We start from the raw sequence: 18,480 nt of genomic DNA on the forward strand, positions 1-18,480 counted from the left end.
CGATATTACTGCCATAAAAAAAGCCGCAATTGCGGCTTTTTTTATGGCTTGTAACTTACCACCTAAAACCGGTAAACACCCTGCACCGCTACACTTTTACTGCGCTCGTAAAAAGCATACCGACTAGCCACATCAAAGGACGTACCTGCCAGCGGTGTTTGGTTACCATAGGTCATGATCTCCTCGTCAGTCAGGTTTTTACCTATCAAGGCCACCTCCCAATTGGCATTAATATCAGAAATGGCAATACGGGCATTGACTTTGACATAGCCATCCTGATCCATGCCAGGGTCAAGTGTTTGAGTGGGGTTGTAATCATCAGTAAAAATTAAATCCAGAGAACTACTCAACGTTAAAGAGTCGCCGATAGTAGTAAAATAATTACCGGTTAAACTACCACTCCAGTCGGCGACGTATTGGTTAGTACGACCTTTATAGTCACAATTATTACCGCTGGGGGAATTAGGTGTTTCACCGAAATTACATTGGCCTTCAGCATAATCAGTAAATTCAAAATCCAGATAAGCCAAGGACCCGGAAACAGTAAAGCTCTCGGTAACTCTCCAGCGGCCATCAAGCTCCAGGCCATAGGTTTCTGCCTCACCAGCGTTACCCACATTAAAGCCTAAAGTGCCGTCAAAGATACTGACTTGAAGATCTTCATACTCGGTATAGAAAAGCGCGACATTAAGTTCAGCGGCGCCATCCATCAGCGTTGTTTTTGCACCCAACTCAAAGCTTGTCGCTTTTTCATCTTCGTATTCAAAGGTACCTACATTAGGAAAATAACCGAAACCTGCAGCTGCCGCGGGAAATTCCGGGGGAGAACCTGCGGGGTCAGCATTTGAACGAGCATCAAATCCTCCTGACTTACTTCCCTGAGAAATATTGGCGTACATCATCATGTCTGGGTTGATGTCATATTCGACTAATATGGAGGGTGAAAAAGCCTGCTCATTACGACTGTCTTTTAAGTTATGCCGATCGACTTTAAAAACCAATCCGTAAACTGCATCAACACCAAAAGGCTGTGCCGAAAATATAGAGCCATAATCAAACGGTAACTCATTGCCTTGTAGATCCGTGTAAGTTAATTCGCGGCTACCATCCTTTTCTTCTTCGGTATAACGGCCACCAAAAGTTAACCGCAAATCATCACGTACATTCCAGGTTGCTTGTAAAAATGCGGAATAAATATCGGTATCGGTGGTGAACTCTCGAGGCACTGCCGTATTTACCAAGAGATCACCGGGCGTGATGTTAAACGCGGCAAAACCGGCATTAACTGCTGCAGGTAAAATACTATTGGAATCCAACGTGATACGGTCATTGAAAACCAACTCACTGGATTGATAATACAATCCACCGATATACTCCCAGGTTTCACCGACTGGAGAGGTAAAGCGAATCTCCTGACTAATTTGCTCATATTCTTCTTGTGAACGCAGTGAAAAAATAGTCGCGCCGGTGAAATCACAATCGCAGACTTCGTCATACTCATATTCGAGTAATCCGGTGATAAAAGTCAGTGTCCCCTCGCCCAAGGCGTAATTTGCAGTAAAGGTGATACTATCCGTTTCATTTTCACTGCTATCACCATTAGATGTACGTTTATAGTCTTGCTCATTATTTAAGACTGATGCATCAGCGCCAAAACCAGCAACCAGAAGCTGGCTATAGGTTAAATTGTTGGCACCGGGCTCTTCATTAACAATTTCAATTTGTCGACCGGTAACATCAAATTCACCATGTTCAACTTTCAGTGATAAATCTAAATTTTCATTTACGTCTAAAGCAAAAGCGAGACGAATAGTCTCTTCATCCCGTCCTGGCTCATCATCACCGCTAAAGATATTCTCCATATAACCGTCCATTTCACGGCTACGGTAGGCTAAGCGCGCACTTAAATTATCGGTAAGTCCCCCGTTGAGGACTAAATCAAAAATCTCTTCACCATGCTCTGGCTCATATAAAGCCGTCACCGAACCTTCAAATTCACTGCTTGGCTTGGCGGTGATAATACTCAGAGCACCTGAAATACTATTTTTACCAAATAATATATTTTGCGGGCCTCTAAGCACCTCAACCCTTTCTAAATCCAGAAAAGGAGCTCGGGATAATTGAGCACGACCGTAAGATACGCCATCTATATACATACCCGTAGATTGCTCAAAACCCTGATTAATCCCGGAACCAATACCACGTATGTAAATATTGGTACCGATACCCGTTTCAGACATGGTGAGATTTGGCACATAAGCCTGCAAATCCTCAATCTTATCGATCCCCGCCTCCATTAATTTCGAGCCAGAAACTGCAGAAACGGACACAGGTACGTCCTGCAAGCTTTCAGTACGAATTTGGGCCGTAACAAGAATCTCTTCAAGCACCAACTCCTCTGCAGTAAGCGGCGAGAATGGCGATAAAGATGAAAGTAGTGCAGCGGATACTAATGGAACGTAGTTACTTTTTTGACGACTCATATTTTCCCCCAAAGAAATTATGAAACTTATTGTTATATCAGTCGAATAACCGACACTGACGACCTTACTCCTCATTCTAGTACTAATAAAGCAAGTGTAAATAACAAATCCAAGCAATTAAGGGTCACTTATTAGATCACTTGTGAATATCTCAGACATTTAAAATATACCAAGTACCAGTCCGGCAGCCATTGCCTGACCTAACTCCTTGCATTGCGAAAGCATATCAACTGATGCCTCTCCCTGCATTATTAAGGGTTCAGCGATTAATTTTAAAGGATAGCCTTTAGCAATGACCTGAATTTGGCGGGCAGCTCCCGAGCCATCATTGCCTGCGCTAATAAAAAATGCATAAGGTATATTTAGCTGATGAGCTTGCGTGGGGTAAAAACTGCGGTCAAAAAAGTCTTTTAAACCGCCAGATAAATAACCCAAATTTTCAGGGCTGCCAAAAATCACACCATCCGCCCATAACAAATCCTTTGATGAGGCCTCCATTGCCCGTAACAGGCGGATTTCTATGCCTTTTTCACAATTCGCACCCGTAGCAACAGCAGCGGCTAACTGCCGGGTATTACCCGACTGCGAATGATAAATAATAGCAAGCTTCTTAGTCATATCATCAAGTTCGACTTAGCCAGCCAGATAGATCTTTCCCTGAGCGCTTAATTAATTCATATCTTGTATATTGATATAATAATAGGCCAAACAAGTTTGCTACGAGATCAATGGCCGACCCTTCACGGTAAGGTAAAAATAATTGGATAAGCTCAATCAACACACCATAAGAAAATAACGGCAGCAATTTGGCTAACCACATATGGCGGCTTGGGTAGCCAAGGTCTAATAGTACAAATAATACAAAGAACGCGACGCAGTGATTGGCTTTATCCCAACCCAAAGAAACTGTAGCCTGTTCTTGTGGCGCTAAAGCAAGAACAGTTATAGCAGTCAGGGCCAGTATAAATCCACAGCGAGAAAGGATAGAAATACTCAACAAAAGATCTCCATAAACAAGCAGTTAATATTATCTACGCCACAGCTAAAGACAATTGAAAAACCCGTTAAGCTCTCGATTATAACGATAACACTATGTGATTAAAAATAACTCACTATAGTCTTGCCAATATTGTTAAGGTCACTTTGCATAAACAGCAGCTTATGTCTTACTCATAGCCACAGACATATAGGATACTTTTCAGTGCTTTAAAACAAGAAATAGCGTATCAAGCTTAAGTAAATACACAGAAATCTGTACTCCTTGTTGGTAGCTAACAGCGAGTGTTGGAGACAATAATATCGCAACATTTGCAGTTTAAACCTGATATCGCCAGAACATATGCCGAATGATCAAGATGAATCGGCTGACCAAAACAATGGCGCACGAATAGCCTATAACAGGCTGCCAAACCGAAAATTTCAACTATACTGATATTTTTTACCATTCATCCAATCCGATCCACCCTCAAATCAGCTAGGTCTCATGTCCAAAAAAAACAATAATATGGTGAAGAATATCCTTATTGGGATAGTGATTGTATCGGTGCTAGTCGGTACTGGGTTGATATTGTATTTTTACCTTGGTGATACCAAACCCAAAACCTTCTACGTCCGCGACATCAATGATGCAACCTATGATTGCGAGGATAAAATTGTCAACAAATATGGCGATAAACTAGTAAGTAAGCATTACGACAATTTATCTTCCCGCTTTGAAGAGCAAAAAAATCAGTATCTAATCTACTACCGCATTAGCATCAAAGAAAAAGAAAACGGCCTACCCATGATCAATGACTATATGGCCAAGTGTGTTGTATGGGAAAAGCTAGGCTATGTCTCTGACTTCAGGGTTTACGAATTTTTAAAAGCCTAACCTAATTCAGGCCAGGCTTTTTGATACTACCTCATAAACATCGCTGGATAAATTTGGCGCTGCGAGAATTCTCTGTAATTCAGCTTTCATTAAATTGGCACTCTCAACGGTATACGTTTTCCATTTAGTCAGCGGCCCAACCAAGCGTGACGCCACCTGCGGATTAAGCCCGTTTAAATGAATAATCTGGTCGGCAAGAAAAGCATAGCCTGCCCCATCCTGCTGATGAAAATTTACCGGGTTTTGACCACAAAATGCGCCAATCAATGCACGTACTTTATTGGGATTTTTGATATCAAAAGCCGGGTGTTCATTAGCTCGGTAACCCTGCCCAATGTACCCGGGGTTGCGCACGTAGCCTGCGCCATAAACCATTGGTTAACCACCAATGCTTCATGCTGCCAGCGCTGGTAAAAAACACCTAGCACTCTGGCCTTCTCATGACCAAAAGAACTGTTTAGTAAAAAGCCAAAAGCTGCCAGCACATCCGTCATATTCTCTTCACGATCGAACTGTGCACTGCAGGCAGCCAACGCTTCATCACTTTCTAGCAACATCAAATAGGCCAATGCGGTATTTTTTAAACTTCGCTCAGCAATTTGTTCTGCTGTAGGCTGGTAAGCCTGTCTGGAATCATTCGCACGATAGGCCTGCCACAACTCCTGCTCTAGCTGTTCGGCTATCGTCAAGCGAGCAAAGGTACGCGCATGATAGATTGCATGTACATCGGCAGGGGATGAAATTTCAGCCAGATAGGCCTCTGTTGGTAATTGCAGCATCAAGGCAACCATTGCCTTATCAAGCGTATCATCAATTAAAATCGCCCGATAAGCGTCAATTAATCGAGAGTCACAATTAAGTTCCCGTCCAGCTTGATAATCGCTAACCAAATCATTAATTATCTGAACACCCAATTGCTGGGCCGCATCCCAGCGTATAAATCCGTCACTATCATGGTTCATTAAAAACATTAAATCATCGCGGCTATAATCAAATGCCAACTTAACTGGCGCTGAAAAGCCACGTAGTAAACTGGGGACGGGACGCTCAATGACGTTGTTAAAGATAAACTGTTGATTCGCCTCAGTGACATCAAGAACCAACTCGGTATTATCACTGCTTTCAACATTAGCCGCAGTACCAGCCAGCTCCAGGCGCAAGGCACCTGCCTCACCTAATAAGGCCATTGCCAGTGGAATATGGAAAGGTTGCTTCTCCGTTTCACCCGCTAACAAAGGGCAGTTCTGCGCAACATCCAGCGTATAGGTTTGGGCATGCTCATCGTAGTGACCTGAGATCGTCAGCCGTGGAGTACCCGCCTGACTGTACCAACGCCTAAATTGTTTCAAGTCCTTGCCTGATGCATCTTCCATCGCTTTAACAAAATCTTCACAGGTTACGGCCTGTCCATCATGGCGATCAAAATACAGATCTGAACCTTTACGGAAATTTTCTGGCCCCAGCAAATTGGCTATCATCCTGACAACCTCGGCGCCTTTTTCATAAATCGTCACGGTATAAAAATTGGAAATTTCCATAAACGACTCAGGCCGTACCGGGTGTGCCATCGGTCCACCGTCTTCAGCAAACTGTATGGAGCGCAGCATTGATACATCTTCCACTCGCTTAACCGTACGCGACCCCATATCGGCAGAAAATTCAGTGTCTCGATAGACGGTGAAGCCTTCTTTTAAACTAAGCTGAAACCAATCTCGACAGGTCACCCGATTGCCGGACCAGTTATGGAAATACTCATGGGCAACCACACCCTCTACCCGTTGAAACCCGGCATCGGTAGTGGTTTCGGGTTTAGCTAATACACAGGAAGTATTAAAAATATTGAGACTTTTGTTCTCCATAGCGCCCATATTAAAATCATCAACGGCTACAATGTTGAATATGTTCAAGTCGTATTCGCGACCATAGACTTCTTCGTCCCATCGCATCGACGCTTTTAGTGAAGTCATTGCATGCTCGCACTTATCGAGATCCTTAGCTTCAACAAATATTCTCAATGTGACATGTTGATCGGAAGCGGTGGTAAAATAATCCTCAGTAAATGCCAAATCCCCAGCAACTAATGCAAATAAATAGGCAGGTTTTTTAAAGGGGTCATCCCACTTCACCCAGTGGCGGTTATTGTCCAGCTCGCCACTAGCCACCTGATTTCCATTTGACAGTAATACCGGATACCGTTTCTTATCAGCCTCTATAGTGGTAGTAAATACCGACATAACATCAGGCCGATCAAGATAGTAGGTAATTTTTCTGAAACCTTCTGCCTCACACTGAGTGCAAAACATCGTCTGGGACTTATATAAGCCTTCTAATGATGTGTTTTCCTGCGGTTTTATTTCGGTAGTACAGGTCAACGTAAAGTGGTCGGGAACTGAATGAATTACTAGTGATTCTGCAGTGACCACGAAGCGATCTGCTGCTAATAACACACCGTCGATTTTTATTGATTGTAAAACCAGGTCCTGCCCGTGCAGTTCTAATGGTACGCTATTATCAGCAGCATCAGGATTGCGATGCAACAATAATGTTGACGTTACCACAGTCAAACTCTCATCCAGAGAAAAGTGCAAATCCGTTTTTTCAATTAAGAAATCAGGAACCTTATAGTCTTTTAAATAAATAGTGTGCGGTTGCGCATCACGCATTTTGTATGCTCCAAAAATTAACTTTGTATAATTATTATAAAATCAGTGTGTACTGAACTCGATATGATAAGCGCCAAATTTTCTAATATTCAATACGCCCACGTCGAGGATAAGATATTGGCCTTTTATTCCTTTCAACACGCCCTCAATAAGAGGTTGCTTGTCAAAATTCAGTGAAATCACTTTGCTGGGAAATTCTGCTACTGGAAAGTCGAATTCATAAGCCTGGGCATCATCGATTGATTGTATCGCTTGCAAACCATACTGTTGCTGCAACTCTGCAATGGATGCTGCGCATTCTTGTTGTAGGCGATTCTTCTCAGCAACTAAATCAATAAACTCAACATCACCCTTTAACATCTTGCGCCAATTGGTTTTGTCTGCAACATGATTTTTAAACACCACTTCAACCAAGCCAGATAGACGTCGAGTTGAAACTCGATAGATCGGCAACGCCTGAATAGCACCTTGATCAATCCAGCGGGTAGGCACCTGAGTGCCGCGTGTGATACCCACCTTAATACCTGAAGAATTAGCAAGATAAACAACATGATCAATCATGCAATTGGCTTCCCCCCACTCTGGCTCACGGCATGTGCCGTGTTCATAGTGGCATTTTTCAGGGCTCATTATGCAAGTATCACATTGTGCCAGTTTGGTGAAACAAGGATAGCAGTAGCCTTGATTAAAACTCTTTTTAGTATTGCGTCCGCAATGATTACATTGAATAGCACCGGTATAGTGTAACTTGATGGATTTACCAATAAGTTCATTTAATGGCACCAGCTGGTCACTCAGTGGCAACTGATAAAGTACTTGATTATCACTCTCCCCGGCCATAGCCACTTGCATTTTACGTAGGTTACCAGCGATTAGATCAGACAATTGAAAACTCCGGTGAAATTTTATAAATCAGGTTTACTTTTAGTGCCATTTTAGAGGAGTGTCGGCATCAGCATCGGGAGAAGCGTCATCCCCGCACTGCTCTCCTTCAGCCTTGCTGCCACGATCTATATAACCCACGCGTTGTTCCTCAGGAAGAAAGCGCTGTTCGTAATTAATCACTGCTTCCATACATAATTCTTTTTGCTCTTGTGTCAGGGCTTTACCATCAGGCCATTTTCCAATTTCTATGGCCTTCTTTAAACTGGCATGAATGTCCGGCGTAAGGTTGTTAATTAATTGTTCAAAATTCATGTCGTACTCTGCATTCGTATTAAAAAGATAGTATTCAGGTTCTTGCATTGAACCAACCATAAAGCTAGTTCTGAATCTGCTGATCGGCAGAAAACTTATCAATCAGAGCCGCGCCTAACCCCATCAAACAGCCCATAATTAAACCGCCTAAATGGGCAACATTGGCGATTTTACCAGCCCCAAGCATGCCGGCAAAACCGGCAAAACCCAACACCATCATCCCTAAAGAAAAATATAAAATTACGTTTGGGATTTGCAAATTTTTAGCTGGCCTTAATAGACTCCAAATCCAGCCGTACCCGAGCAAGCCATAGACTACACCCGACATGCCTCCAAATATTGACACCTCGGCATACTTGGCTTGAAGTATGTTAGACCCTAAACCGATAACCATAGTGATGCCCAGCATTCTAACACTGCCCTGAAGCAACTCAATGCGCTGGCCAACGAACCACAACAAACACATATTAAAAGCGATGTGCATTAATCCAAAATGTAGAAAGATAGGGGTAATCAAGCGCCAATACTGCCCTTCAGGAATACTAAAGACTACATACTGTCTCACTCGATCGAAATCGAAAAAAGTAAAATATTTGACTAGATCATAATCACGATCGAAGGAAACAATAAGAAAGCCAACAATACTCAGGGCAATAAAAACGATCGTTACAGGTAAGTGTTGAAAAAGCTTACTGGCGATTACAGCGGCCTCAGGTTTTGGTGGTAAATTAATCGCTGGTAATTCTTCCACACCATCTTGCCATTGTTGATAGATGTCGTGAACCTGGGCTGCCACCGTTTTATCGCCGACCAACAACAGGCGGCGCCCCTCACTCTCTATTACGCGATGCGCAACACCCTGCTGCCACAGGTACTGGCTAAATGCCTGAAGGTCCTCGTCCAGTCCGACATTAACTACGACAATTTCACCCATATTCACTACTCAACATCAGGAATTCTATAACTCGAGCGTTTCATTACCATGCACCCAAGTAAATTTGTTAGCAGTTAAGTGTTGCTCACCATCCATGCGATAAGCCACTAATCGCCCATTTTTTACCGCACTATAATCAAGACAAGCAACATTGGGAGTGAGTGGCGCAGGATCACCACTTTGCCAATAATGCCCAATAAACAAAGGGCGCTGATGCTTATCATAGTATGGAATCTGTTGTATTTCGGCTGCACTTAACAATGTCTTAGCAACCGTTGATGACAAAGCATCGGGTTGAAATTCTACATCACCGTAAGTACGGGGGTTTTTAACCCAATACTTAGCCCTAAAAGCGCGGCGCGTATATCCATCCTGCCCGATCATCGATAAATTATCAGGCAGCATTAAGCTAACACCGCGAACCGTTCGACTCATAAAACGTCCTGCAAAATTTTTATAATCCTGGGATTTAAGCAAAAATGCATGATCTATCGTTGCATCAGGTCGCTGTAATAAAAATTCATCGATAAGCTGCTGATCCCAACAGGCATGAACAACCCTGAAACTTTCGAACTCTAAAAACAATGGCCATTGGTAGATCCACTGCAAAGTATCACTCCAGTCTCCAGGGTGATTTGCGTATTGATCCAGAGTCTGCTGAATCGAATGGGTATGGCTTTCGGTGTGTTCTCGTAAATAGGTTTTATTACTATTGCCGGGTGCCAATGTTGTATAGCCCAAGGCATTATATTCATGATTACCCATAACAATTTGAGCGCTTCCACTCTCAACCATTTCTCTAATTATCAGCATTGCCTCGCGAATCTTCGGGCCACGATCGAGAATATCGCCCATAAAAATGATTTGTCTAGGCCGGGACGGATTGGAAAATTGATAGGCTCCTCGCTGCTTACTGTAACCCAGCAAGGTGAGTAGTTTTACTAAACTGTCCGCACAGCCATGCACATCTCCGATGAGATCATAACCAGCAAAGTGTCTGTCACTATTAAGAGGTTCAGCAGCAGTCATAATCAACGCCTAATACAACAGAAATCGAAAATACAAACTCCGCGTCATACTTCAATGGATAACCTGACCTTATTACCAACTGATCACCGAGCCATCAATATGATTTAGCATCTTTCCATTGTCTTGTAGTTTAAGCTCGGCAATAACATTAACCATATTACTAACACTTTCTTCAGGCTGGATGGAACCAGGCATAAATCGGCCGAAAAAACCCATGGTATTCACTGTCCCGGGAGATAATAAAGTGAGAATAATACCGCGCTTTTCTGTCTCAAAAGCGAGCGTATACATATACATATTAAGTGCAGCCTTGCTAGCCCTGTAGCTGTACATCATTGCGGCCTCAGGACTCTCGGCAAAAGAACCTGCTTTGCTAGAAATGACGATAATCTTTTTTTGTTGAGATGCTTCAACATGTGGCATAAATGCTTGCGCCATTTTCAGTGGGCCCATAGCATTAACATCAAAACTTAACCGGGCCATGTTTAAATCGACACCATCGAGCGACCTGAATGCGGAAAGATACTTTGGCGTAATAGCAGCATTATTCATTAGAATATCAATCGCTTGTGATTGATATTTTTGAGCCAATTCATCAATGCGCTGGTGATCAGTGACATCCAGTTGCTCGATAACAATATTGTTATTGTTGCTGGCTAGTGCATTTAACTCATCAGCCTCAGCTGGTTTTCTAGCAGTAGCTATCACTTTCCACTGCAGCTGGCTATACTGCCTTACAAACTCAAGGCCGATACCTCGGTTAGCCCCTGTAATCAGAATAGTAGATTGGTACGTTTCATTTCCAGCATCAGGCCAGCCAGTCACGGGCATCAGTATCGCGAAAGTAAAAACAAGCCGTATAAAAATCTGCACATCAAACCCCAATCTATTATGTCTGAACGTAGACGTATGCGACGCCACTGTAAAAGTTACAATTAATCTCTCTATACCAGTGCACTGCCCCAGCCCAGCTTATCGCGGCAACTGGCATAAAAACTATGATCTACCGGATGGATTAACTTCAATTTATGCCGCTTTTTATTAATAAAAATGGTGTCGCCAGGTTCCGCAGTAATAATGACCTGTCCATCGCAGGTAACCGGGGGATGAATCGCATTCCTGCCATTCACTTCAATCCGTATTTCACTATTGCCATCGATAACAATTGGCCGGCTACTTAAGGTATGAGGAAACATAGGTACTAGAACCACAGCGTCCAGTTTTGGATGCATAATGGGACCGCCGCCCGATAGCGAGTAGGCGGTTGAGCCTGTCGGGGTAGAAACAATCAAGCCATCAGAACGTTGCCGATACACAAACTCATTATCAACATACAAGTCAAATTCAATCATTTGCGCTGATGTGCCTGAGTTAACCACTACATCGTTTAAAGCTTCTGCGCGGCCGATTGTTTCCGCACCACGCTTGACCACAGCATTTAACAAGAAGCGTTTATCGAGCACATAGTGTCCATCCAGCACATTGCCGACATTTTGTTCCAGCTCATCAGGTAAAATGTCGGTCAAAAACCCCAGCCGCCCACGATTAATACCTAATACTGGAACATTGTGCCTGGCAAGCATCCTTGCTGCACCGAGCAAACTGCCATCACCACCTAACACAATAATCAAATCACAACTTTCACCAAGCTGGGTACGGTTGCAAATAGGGAGTTGAGTATTGGGAAGCAACGATGCAATTTTTTCACTCAGTAGCACCTTTACGGACCGCTTCTTTAAAAAGCGGGTAAGCACTTTGAGGGATTCACCCACCGCATCGCTTTCACGACCAATAATACCAATTGTTTTAAATTCACCCATAGCGATCAAATCTGCTGTTATAGTTGCCCGCAGTATACTTAATTTTCAACTTGAGCAGAACCAGCAGCCGCCCTGCTGAGTAAAATCTATGCAAACAATCCCCTTTTTCAAGCAACAAGTGGTACGGGACTTAGCCTGGGCATGCTTTGGTGCAAATTTAATCAATGATTTTAGCTTCGCAAGCGATGACAAACCTATTAGTAGCGGTAACTTCGAGCTAACAGAGCAACGCATCCATTGGCTTCGGCAGCTGGACAAAGAGCCAAGCCCACTGTTCGAATATCTTGCGACATTAAAAAGCCAGCGACTGGGCATTTACTTTGAAGCTTTATGGCAGTTTTTTCTTCAGCAAGACACTAACCTTAATCTGATAGCTCATAATTTACCTATCTATCGCGACAAAAAAACTTATGGTGAATTCGACATTATCTACCAGAATAAGACCACAAAAGAATTTACTCATTTGGAGCTTTCTACCAAATATTATCTTAATAGCTCGTTAATAACTCTGGACCAAGCAGCCGAATGCTCGGCTGAACTTAAGCATTGGCTAGGGCCAAATGCCAATGACCGTCTTGATAAAAAAGTTAATCGATTATTGGATCACCAGATAACACTGTCCCAACTTGATGAAGGCAAATTTGTACTGAAGCAACATGGCGCGGAAAAATTACTGCAAAGTATCATTATCAAAGGCACGTTGTTTTATCCACAACTACATCAACCAACCCCGAACCATCAAAAAATCACCTTGGCAGAAAACCATCACCAGGGGCGCTGGTACCCATTGACAGAATTTATAGAATTAGATTTGTCATCTGCTTACTGGATAGTGCTGGAAAAATCACTTTGGATAAGTCCGGCATGGGTAGAATTGAAAAATACAGAAAAGTTAATGAATAGCAATCAATTAAAAGCAGTATTACTTGAGTATTTTCAACAACAGCAGCGTCCATTAATGCTCTGCCTGATGCAGGAATGCACAGGGGGTTATAATGAAGAACAGCGATTTATGATCACTAATGATCAGTGGCCACTATTTGAGTGAAACTACTAACTATTGAGCCCTGAACTGAATTGTTCCTGTTGCTGCCGACTAAGGTTCGCTACGCCATCACTTAATACCGCTGCATCAAACCCATCTTGCCCCAATAAATGGGCAGCGGCTGAACTACGGCGACCACTGTTACAATAAATTAAATAACGTTTTGCTTGATCTAGCATGCGGGATTTAAGCTTTAGTAAATCCAACGGCATGTTAATCGCGCCTGCACGATGACCTTGCTCAAATTCATCCTGTGTTCTGACATCAATCCACTGGGCAGGCTCTGTAATGGTAGTTATAGCTTGGTCAAAACTTAACCCCTGAGTTAACGGTGGTTTCAGCAACAAAAAGAAATCCTGCTTATCCAATCGCATCAAGACACCATTACTTCTCATCACAATCGTCGCATTACGCGGCTTATCACCGACCAATGCATCTTCACCAAAACAACGCCCCACACCTAACTCAGCAACAAGCTCGGAATGGTGGTTTTCTGCTTGAGCCTGAAAAACTTCAGCGACCCCCTCCTTAATAAAATAGCAACAATCCCCCAGCTCACCCTGACGCAAAATAGTTTCGCCCGATGCAACATATTGGGCTTCAAACTTACTCAATACACTTCGAATATTCATCGGTGGGACTTTGTAAAAGAAATTGGAATTTAACAGTGTCAGCATCCAATCAGCGTCTTCATCCAAATCCCTCTGTGCAGCAATATCCAGAGTGATATAACGTGACGCTTGATCCCACGCTAACATGGCATCCAGCTGATCACTATCAAATCGCATCAAGCTACAATCTGTCAGCGTTTTTGCACTATGACGACGGGGTTGAAAATGGGTTAATGGGTAGCGACAAATTGGATTGTCAGCAGTTAATATCGTCGATAACCCAGAATCATCAGTCAGCGATATTTCACCACTGAGCAAGTACACATGTTTGCTGTCAAAATCATTGTGATCAAATAATAATTGGCCAGGGCAGACAGACTCTATAAATTGATCACGCAACAAGGTATTCAGGTGATCGACAGTGAGTGCATTCACTGGAACCAGCGTTTGTAATAAGCGCTGGGCTATTGCATGTGTTGCTGTAACCGGACTGTACTCATTCATTATTGTTAAATTCCTTACTAATGAGGCTACGCTAATAATTTAGCAGCTACAGGTCTTTGGCGTTGACCTTTAAAACCGCGCGCACCTTGCAGACCGCCAGTATGGATTGCCACCACTCTAAGTCCCTTGGGCAATAAAGATGTGCGCTGACTCAACAGCTGAAATAAACCATAAAACATCTTGCCACTATAGACCGGATCAAGCGGTATGCCATGTTGATCAAAAAAATCAGCGATAAACGATATCAGTGCCTGGCTGGTTTTAGCATAGCCGCCATGATGAAATTCATGCAATATTTGCCAGCAATGTATTGGCTTTACCATTACAGCCTCAATATAGCGCTGACACTCCAACTCAAGATACTGGCTATTTTTTAATACTGAAATACCTATTACTTGTTTATCAGCAGGCACTGCAGCAGCAATACCTGCCAGTGTAGCAGCGGTACCGCATGGAACGACAATAGCATCATACTCCCGATCGATTTGCTGATGAATATGCTCAACAATCTCCATGCAGCCCTTAACACCTAACAGATTACTACCGCCCTCTGGAATGATATAGGCGTTTTGATAAGCTTCACGCAATGCATCCGGCAATAGCCTAATAAAGTTTGTCGTTGACTTTAGTCGATAATCTTCACGAGAAAGGTAATGTAATTGCATGCCGGCATCAACTGCGTCCTGGAGGGTAGAATTAAGCGGATAATGCTCCTCACCACGAATAAACCCCATCGTACTGAAACCATAATACTGACCAGCTTTGGCTACCGCGTGAATATGATTTGAAAAAGCACCACCAAAACTGACTAAGCGGCTAAATCCCTGTGACCTGGCGGCTTCAAGATTAAGTTTCAACTTAAAATATTTATTACCTGAAAGCTGCGGTGAATATTGATCTAGACGTAAAACCTGCAAATCAATCCCGGACTGACTAAGCCTTTTATCATTAATACGCTGCAAGGGCGCGAACAGGGGCAAAGACATTGAACTAGTTAACTGGCTCACGAACTTTAAGCAGCTCGGATAAAGCAGCAGAAGCACGACTATGATTTACGCAGCGATCATTTTCACCACAAACAAAACGCTGAGGTGTTTTAACTCTAGGAATCGATGAGCCGCAGGCTTCGCCACGATCATTTATATGATTGCATTGAGGCTTATTATAGTGTGCAAGCCATTGTTGGTAGTGATTGACATCCAGGCCCGTTTTCTCAGCATAATAAGCTAAGGGAGAATCTAAATATTGGGACATTTCAGCCATCGACAAGGTGATCTGATCCAGTCCGATTTGATAAGCTACAAAGCTAACACCCTTATCATTCATTGTTTGTAATAAACGATCACCACCATTAGCCAGCTGTTGTTTTTGTTGGCGCAACAAAGTTATTTCATCATTTAACCGCTTAACCTGTTCATCGCGATAGAATAATTCCACTTCACGCATTTCTAACATTTGCTGCATTTCTGCAGTGGCGGTTTCAATTCTCGCGGACATCTCCAACTCAAACTTTTGCTCTAGCTCCTTAATATGGTCATCAGCCATTTCCTTATTACTCAGCACTTGTTGTTGATAATCGTGCCGTGTTTCATGCAATGTATCTGCCTGTTGCTGCTGGGCTTTTTTCAGCTGCAAATTTTTATGCTTCTCTTCTAAAAATAATTGTTTGGTTGTTTCCAGTGTCTCTGTTACTTCTGCTAGCTGTTGCTGAAAGCGACGCTGCTGAGTTTCTATAAATGATTTCGCTTCAGATTTAAGTGAGTCAATACGTAATTTATGCTCTTGCACCAATGCTGCTATTCGGGCTTCCGATTGCTCTTTTAATCGCTTTTGTTGTTTAGCCTGCTCCTGCTCACCATTATTGTCTCGCGGTACTATCTTGGGCGCGTCCTTTTCAACGGGTGTTGGTGCTATTACCACATCAAAACCTAATCGGTTTTTTGCTATAACATTGACTAACTGAGGAAAGGTTTTACTAGCACTACTATCATCAATAACCGGGTCCCAAAGCGCCCGCTGATGCCAGGCCACTGAACACTGGCTGCGGCACGATAACTTAATCGGACCAGCGCCCAAATCAGGGCCGGGGCCAGCTTGATCTGCCAGGTGCTGTAAAGGTAAGTTCCAGCTGGAATCGGCATAACCCTCAGCAGTAAAATTGAGGTAGAAAAAAACAGCAGCGCGGATCTGCAAGTGATGATTGATACGAAGATAGACGGCGGCTACTTGCTGGGCCTTAAATTCGTCAATAGCCACCACATGATCAAGAATTGCTTCAAATTCAGGGTAAAGCATTTCCTTAGCCACGCCATGCTGACCCATAAATAGTATAGCTTCATAGCTGACTTGATTAGCCACTGGCAAAACCTTTTGCCTGATTGTTAAAAACCGACTGTTTAAACACTAAACACCCCAAAATATATCCTAACAAGAGGATAGACCGTAATAGGCAGGAGTGTAAGCTGATAAATGGTATTTGCTGTGAACCAATCTACACTTCAGTAGCTTACAGGCCTCGCGATTGAGCTGTAAAGTCTTTGCTAAGCTTGGACTAGAGTGCAACATGATTGTTTAAGCCATCAACAATTCCAGCCCAAAAATGCATCGACGGTCTTAATCACCCAGATTGATAAAGCCATGACCGCGCTACTGGATGACCGGGATATCTAAACTTTCAACTACCCCGTCAGAATCACCAATCAGCCGGTGTCTATAGCTTGATAAGGATAACGGCGTGGCGATATTCAGAGGGGTAATTAAATATTGGAAAGAGGCTAGAGCAAAACAAACATAAAGGGAAAACTGATGTGGCAGCTATGGCCAGATGGGCACAACATCAAGCGGTAATAAAAAGAGGCCCACTAGACAAGCTGCTTAATTTAAAGGGGGCATCCTTGGTCAAATTAAGCTTGGCTATCGAATTAACTCTTTGCAGTAGATTTATTGCCGAGCGTAATATGCTTGTTCGGTGCCATTGACAGCTGGCCACTGACTCCGGTTTCAATGTGCTCAATCTCACCACCAGATTTAAGGAATTCTTTAATTTGATTGTCGATAGAACGTGAAGTTTCAGTTTCTGCTGTGTTTTTCTTGGCTTTAGCCATCGTTAGTGCCTGCCTTAAGGAGTCATTGTATAAAGTTCAAAATCGCAGCCATTGTACAGGAATATGTTGACAATTGCTTCAGAAGATTTATACCCCAAGATGATGCCAGTTGCATCGAATCAAAATTAGCTATGGTATTTACGGACTGACAGTCTTATTTAGCTCTCGTACAGCGCGCCCTTGTTCAGAAAGGATGCTGGACTAACGTTGTTGATTATTAGACACGGAAAACAGTACATAAATGCCGTCGAAAGTATCAAAATAACAATATTACGTTTTGGTCACTTAAAAGTTAGTTACAGTTGAATTTTAGGGACAGGAATATTCGGGCGTATTTCCAGTAAATCTACAGCAACGCCAGCGGGATAAGACAGGCAGTTAAGTACCGCTTGCGCAACATGCTCCGTTTCCATTCCGGTATCCATAGTAGTGCCGACTTTGTGCCAGGCCTGAATGCCTGCTGTCAGTAAAGCCTCATCCCAACCGCTAGAAAAATCTGTCCAGGCTGCCCCGGGGCGAATACAGGTTACACCAATCCCATCCTCTTGAAGCTCGGTTCGTAAATCGCGAGTGAATCGTTCCACCGCCGCTTTGGTAGCGGCATAAATCGACAGGTGCAGCATCTCGTCGTAATGCCAGGCACTGGCGGAAGAAATATTGATAATACGCGGATTATCCTCACCCCGAAGCAAGGGAATAGAGGTCTGACAACAAAGCACAGTACCAATAAAGTTCGTATTTATTTGCAAGTGTAAGTCGTCAGCCCGAATACTTTCAACGCTACCTGGACGTGCTACACCGGCATTATTAATCACTCCATTCAAGCTGCCAAAGTGATTCTTTATATGAGCAAATGCATGTTGTAATTGCTTGGCATCAGTCACATCACAAGCAATACCCATCGCACAATCAGTAGCAAGACCTGAGACCACCTGCTGTAGCTGCTCATCGTTGCGCGCTAACATTCCAATATTGGCGCCTGCCGCAAGCAATGCTTTGCTTATTGCCAAGCCAAACCCTTTAGAGGCACCCGTAATGATATAGGTTTTATTGGTTAGTACTGACATTAGCTGACTCCACACACTGGATTTAGTATTTATTTCTAAGCTGCTTAGCATATGACAATGTCATGCAATTATGATATCAGCTAGATCTGGCCAGCAGATAGTAAATGCAGCAAGACCAACAAGTCAATTTGTATTGACTGATTTTGTACT

At 43.1% G+C, this 18,480-nt stretch carries 16 protein-coding genes and 1 pseudogene; 2 read left to right on the forward strand and 15 right to left on the reverse strand.

The features are described 5' to 3' along the window. Positions 1-62: 62 nt before the first annotated feature. The 3 genes from UNITIG_RS16910 to UNITIG_RS16920 form a co-directional block, all read right to left on the reverse strand. A complete protein-coding gene (locus tag UNITIG_RS16910; protein WP_101759549.1) occupies positions 63-2,483 on the reverse strand; it encodes a TonB-dependent receptor in 2,421 nt (806 codons plus the stop codon). A 159-nt stretch (positions 2,484-2,642) separates the two neighbouring features. Beyond that, entirely contained in the window at positions 2,643-3,101 is a 459-nt protein-coding gene (locus UNITIG_RS16915; RefSeq protein WP_101759550.1) for a flavodoxin family protein, read from the reverse strand. Positions 3,102-3,105: 4 nt separating this feature from the next. Beyond that, positions 3,106-3,483, reverse strand: coding sequence for a VanZ family protein (locus UNITIG_RS16920; protein WP_101759551.1), 378 nt, complete (start codon positions 3,481-3,483; stop codon positions 3,106-3,108). Between the two features lie 483 nt (positions 3,484-3,966). On the opposite strand from UNITIG_RS16920, the gene UNITIG_RS16925 reads away from it, so the two are divergent. After that, positions 3,967-4,356, forward strand: coding sequence for a hypothetical protein (locus UNITIG_RS16925; protein ID WP_101759552.1), 390 nt, complete (start codon positions 3,967-3,969; stop codon positions 4,354-4,356). Positions 4,357-4,362: 6 nt separating this feature from the next. On the opposite strand, the pseudogene pepN reads toward UNITIG_RS16925, so the two are convergent. The 7 genes and pseudogenes from pepN to UNITIG_RS16960 all read right to left on the reverse strand — a co-directional run bounded on the left by pepN (position 4,363) and on the right by UNITIG_RS16960 (position 11,999). Beyond that, positions 4,363-7,019 (reverse strand): annotated as a pseudogene (pepN, locus tag UNITIG_RS16930) (aminopeptidase N). Between the two features lie 42 nt (positions 7,020-7,061). Beyond that, a complete protein-coding gene (locus UNITIG_RS16935) occupies positions 7,062-7,871 on the reverse strand; it encodes a DUF2797 domain-containing protein (protein ID WP_235015474.1) in 810 nt (269 codons plus the stop codon). Positions 7,872-7,943: 72 nt separating this feature from the next. Further along, a complete protein-coding gene (locus tag UNITIG_RS16940) occupies positions 7,944-8,264 on the reverse strand; it encodes a YeaC family protein (protein WP_369809212.1) in 321 nt (106 codons plus the stop codon). A 16-nt stretch (positions 8,265-8,280) separates the two neighbouring features. Continuing rightward, complete coding sequence (locus tag UNITIG_RS16945; protein ID WP_101759554.1) at positions 8,281-9,150, reverse strand: rhomboid family intramembrane serine protease; 870 nt, start codon at positions 9,148-9,150, stop codon at positions 8,281-8,283. Positions 9,151-9,174: 24 nt separating this feature from the next. Continuing rightward, the gene (locus tag UNITIG_RS16950; RefSeq protein WP_101759555.1) at positions 9,175-10,179 is read right to left on the reverse strand and encodes a metallophosphoesterase; all 1,005 of its coding nucleotides are present in this window, start codon (positions 10,177-10,179) and stop codon (positions 9,175-9,177) included. Positions 10,180-10,251: 72 nt separating this feature from the next. Next, positions 10,252-11,052, reverse strand: coding sequence for an SDR family oxidoreductase (locus UNITIG_RS16955; RefSeq protein ID WP_145999206.1), 801 nt, complete (start codon positions 11,050-11,052; stop codon positions 10,252-10,254). Between the two features lie 71 nt (positions 11,053-11,123). Further along, a complete protein-coding gene (locus UNITIG_RS16960; protein ID WP_101759557.1) occupies positions 11,124-11,999 on the reverse strand; it encodes an NAD(+) kinase in 876 nt (291 codons plus the stop codon). 88 nt (positions 12,000-12,087) lie between these two features. Between UNITIG_RS16960 and UNITIG_RS16965 the strand changes: the two genes are divergently transcribed. Continuing rightward, positions 12,088-13,047 (forward strand): DUF1853 family protein, encoded by a 960-nt coding sequence (locus UNITIG_RS16965; protein ID WP_101759558.1) that lies wholly within the window; start codon positions 12,088-12,090, stop codon positions 13,045-13,047. 5 nt (positions 13,048-13,052) lie between these two features. On the opposite strand, the gene UNITIG_RS16970 is transcribed toward UNITIG_RS16965, so the two are convergent. The 5 genes from UNITIG_RS16970 to UNITIG_RS16990 form a co-directional block, all read right to left on the reverse strand. Beyond that, positions 13,053-14,159 (reverse strand): cyclic nucleotide-binding domain-containing protein, encoded by a 1,107-nt coding sequence (locus UNITIG_RS16970; RefSeq protein ID WP_101759559.1) that lies wholly within the window; start codon positions 14,157-14,159, stop codon positions 13,053-13,055. Positions 14,160-14,185: 26 nt separating this feature from the next. After that, entirely contained in the window at positions 14,186-15,166 is a 981-nt protein-coding gene (locus UNITIG_RS16975; protein ID WP_200821347.1) for a 1-aminocyclopropane-1-carboxylate deaminase/D-cysteine desulfhydrase, read from the reverse strand. Continuing rightward, the gene (locus tag UNITIG_RS16980) at positions 15,150-16,517 is read right to left on the reverse strand and encodes a hypothetical protein (protein WP_145999207.1); all 1,368 of its coding nucleotides are present in this window, start codon (positions 16,515-16,517) and stop codon (positions 15,150-15,152) included. Before UNITIG_RS16980 ends, UNITIG_RS16975 begins: the two co-directional genes overlap by 17 nt. A 563-nt stretch (positions 16,518-17,080) precedes the next feature. Further along, positions 17,081-17,263, reverse strand: a complete 183-nt coding sequence (locus UNITIG_RS16985; RefSeq protein ID WP_101759561.1) for a hypothetical protein — start codon at positions 17,261-17,263, stop codon at positions 17,081-17,083. A gap of 296 nt (positions 17,264-17,559) precedes the next feature. Continuing rightward, positions 17,560-18,330 carry an SDR family oxidoreductase gene (locus UNITIG_RS16990; RefSeq protein ID WP_159931190.1) on the reverse strand — a complete coding sequence of 257 codons (771 nt, stop codon included), beginning with the start codon at positions 18,328-18,330 and terminating at the stop codon, positions 17,560-17,562. Positions 18,331-18,480 lie beyond the last annotated feature (150 nt).

The sequence above is a fragment of the Oceanicoccus sp. KOV_DT_Chl genome (assembly GCF_900120175.1).
Taxonomy (GTDB): Bacteria; Pseudomonadota; Gammaproteobacteria; order Pseudomonadales; family Dasaniaceae; genus Oceanicoccus.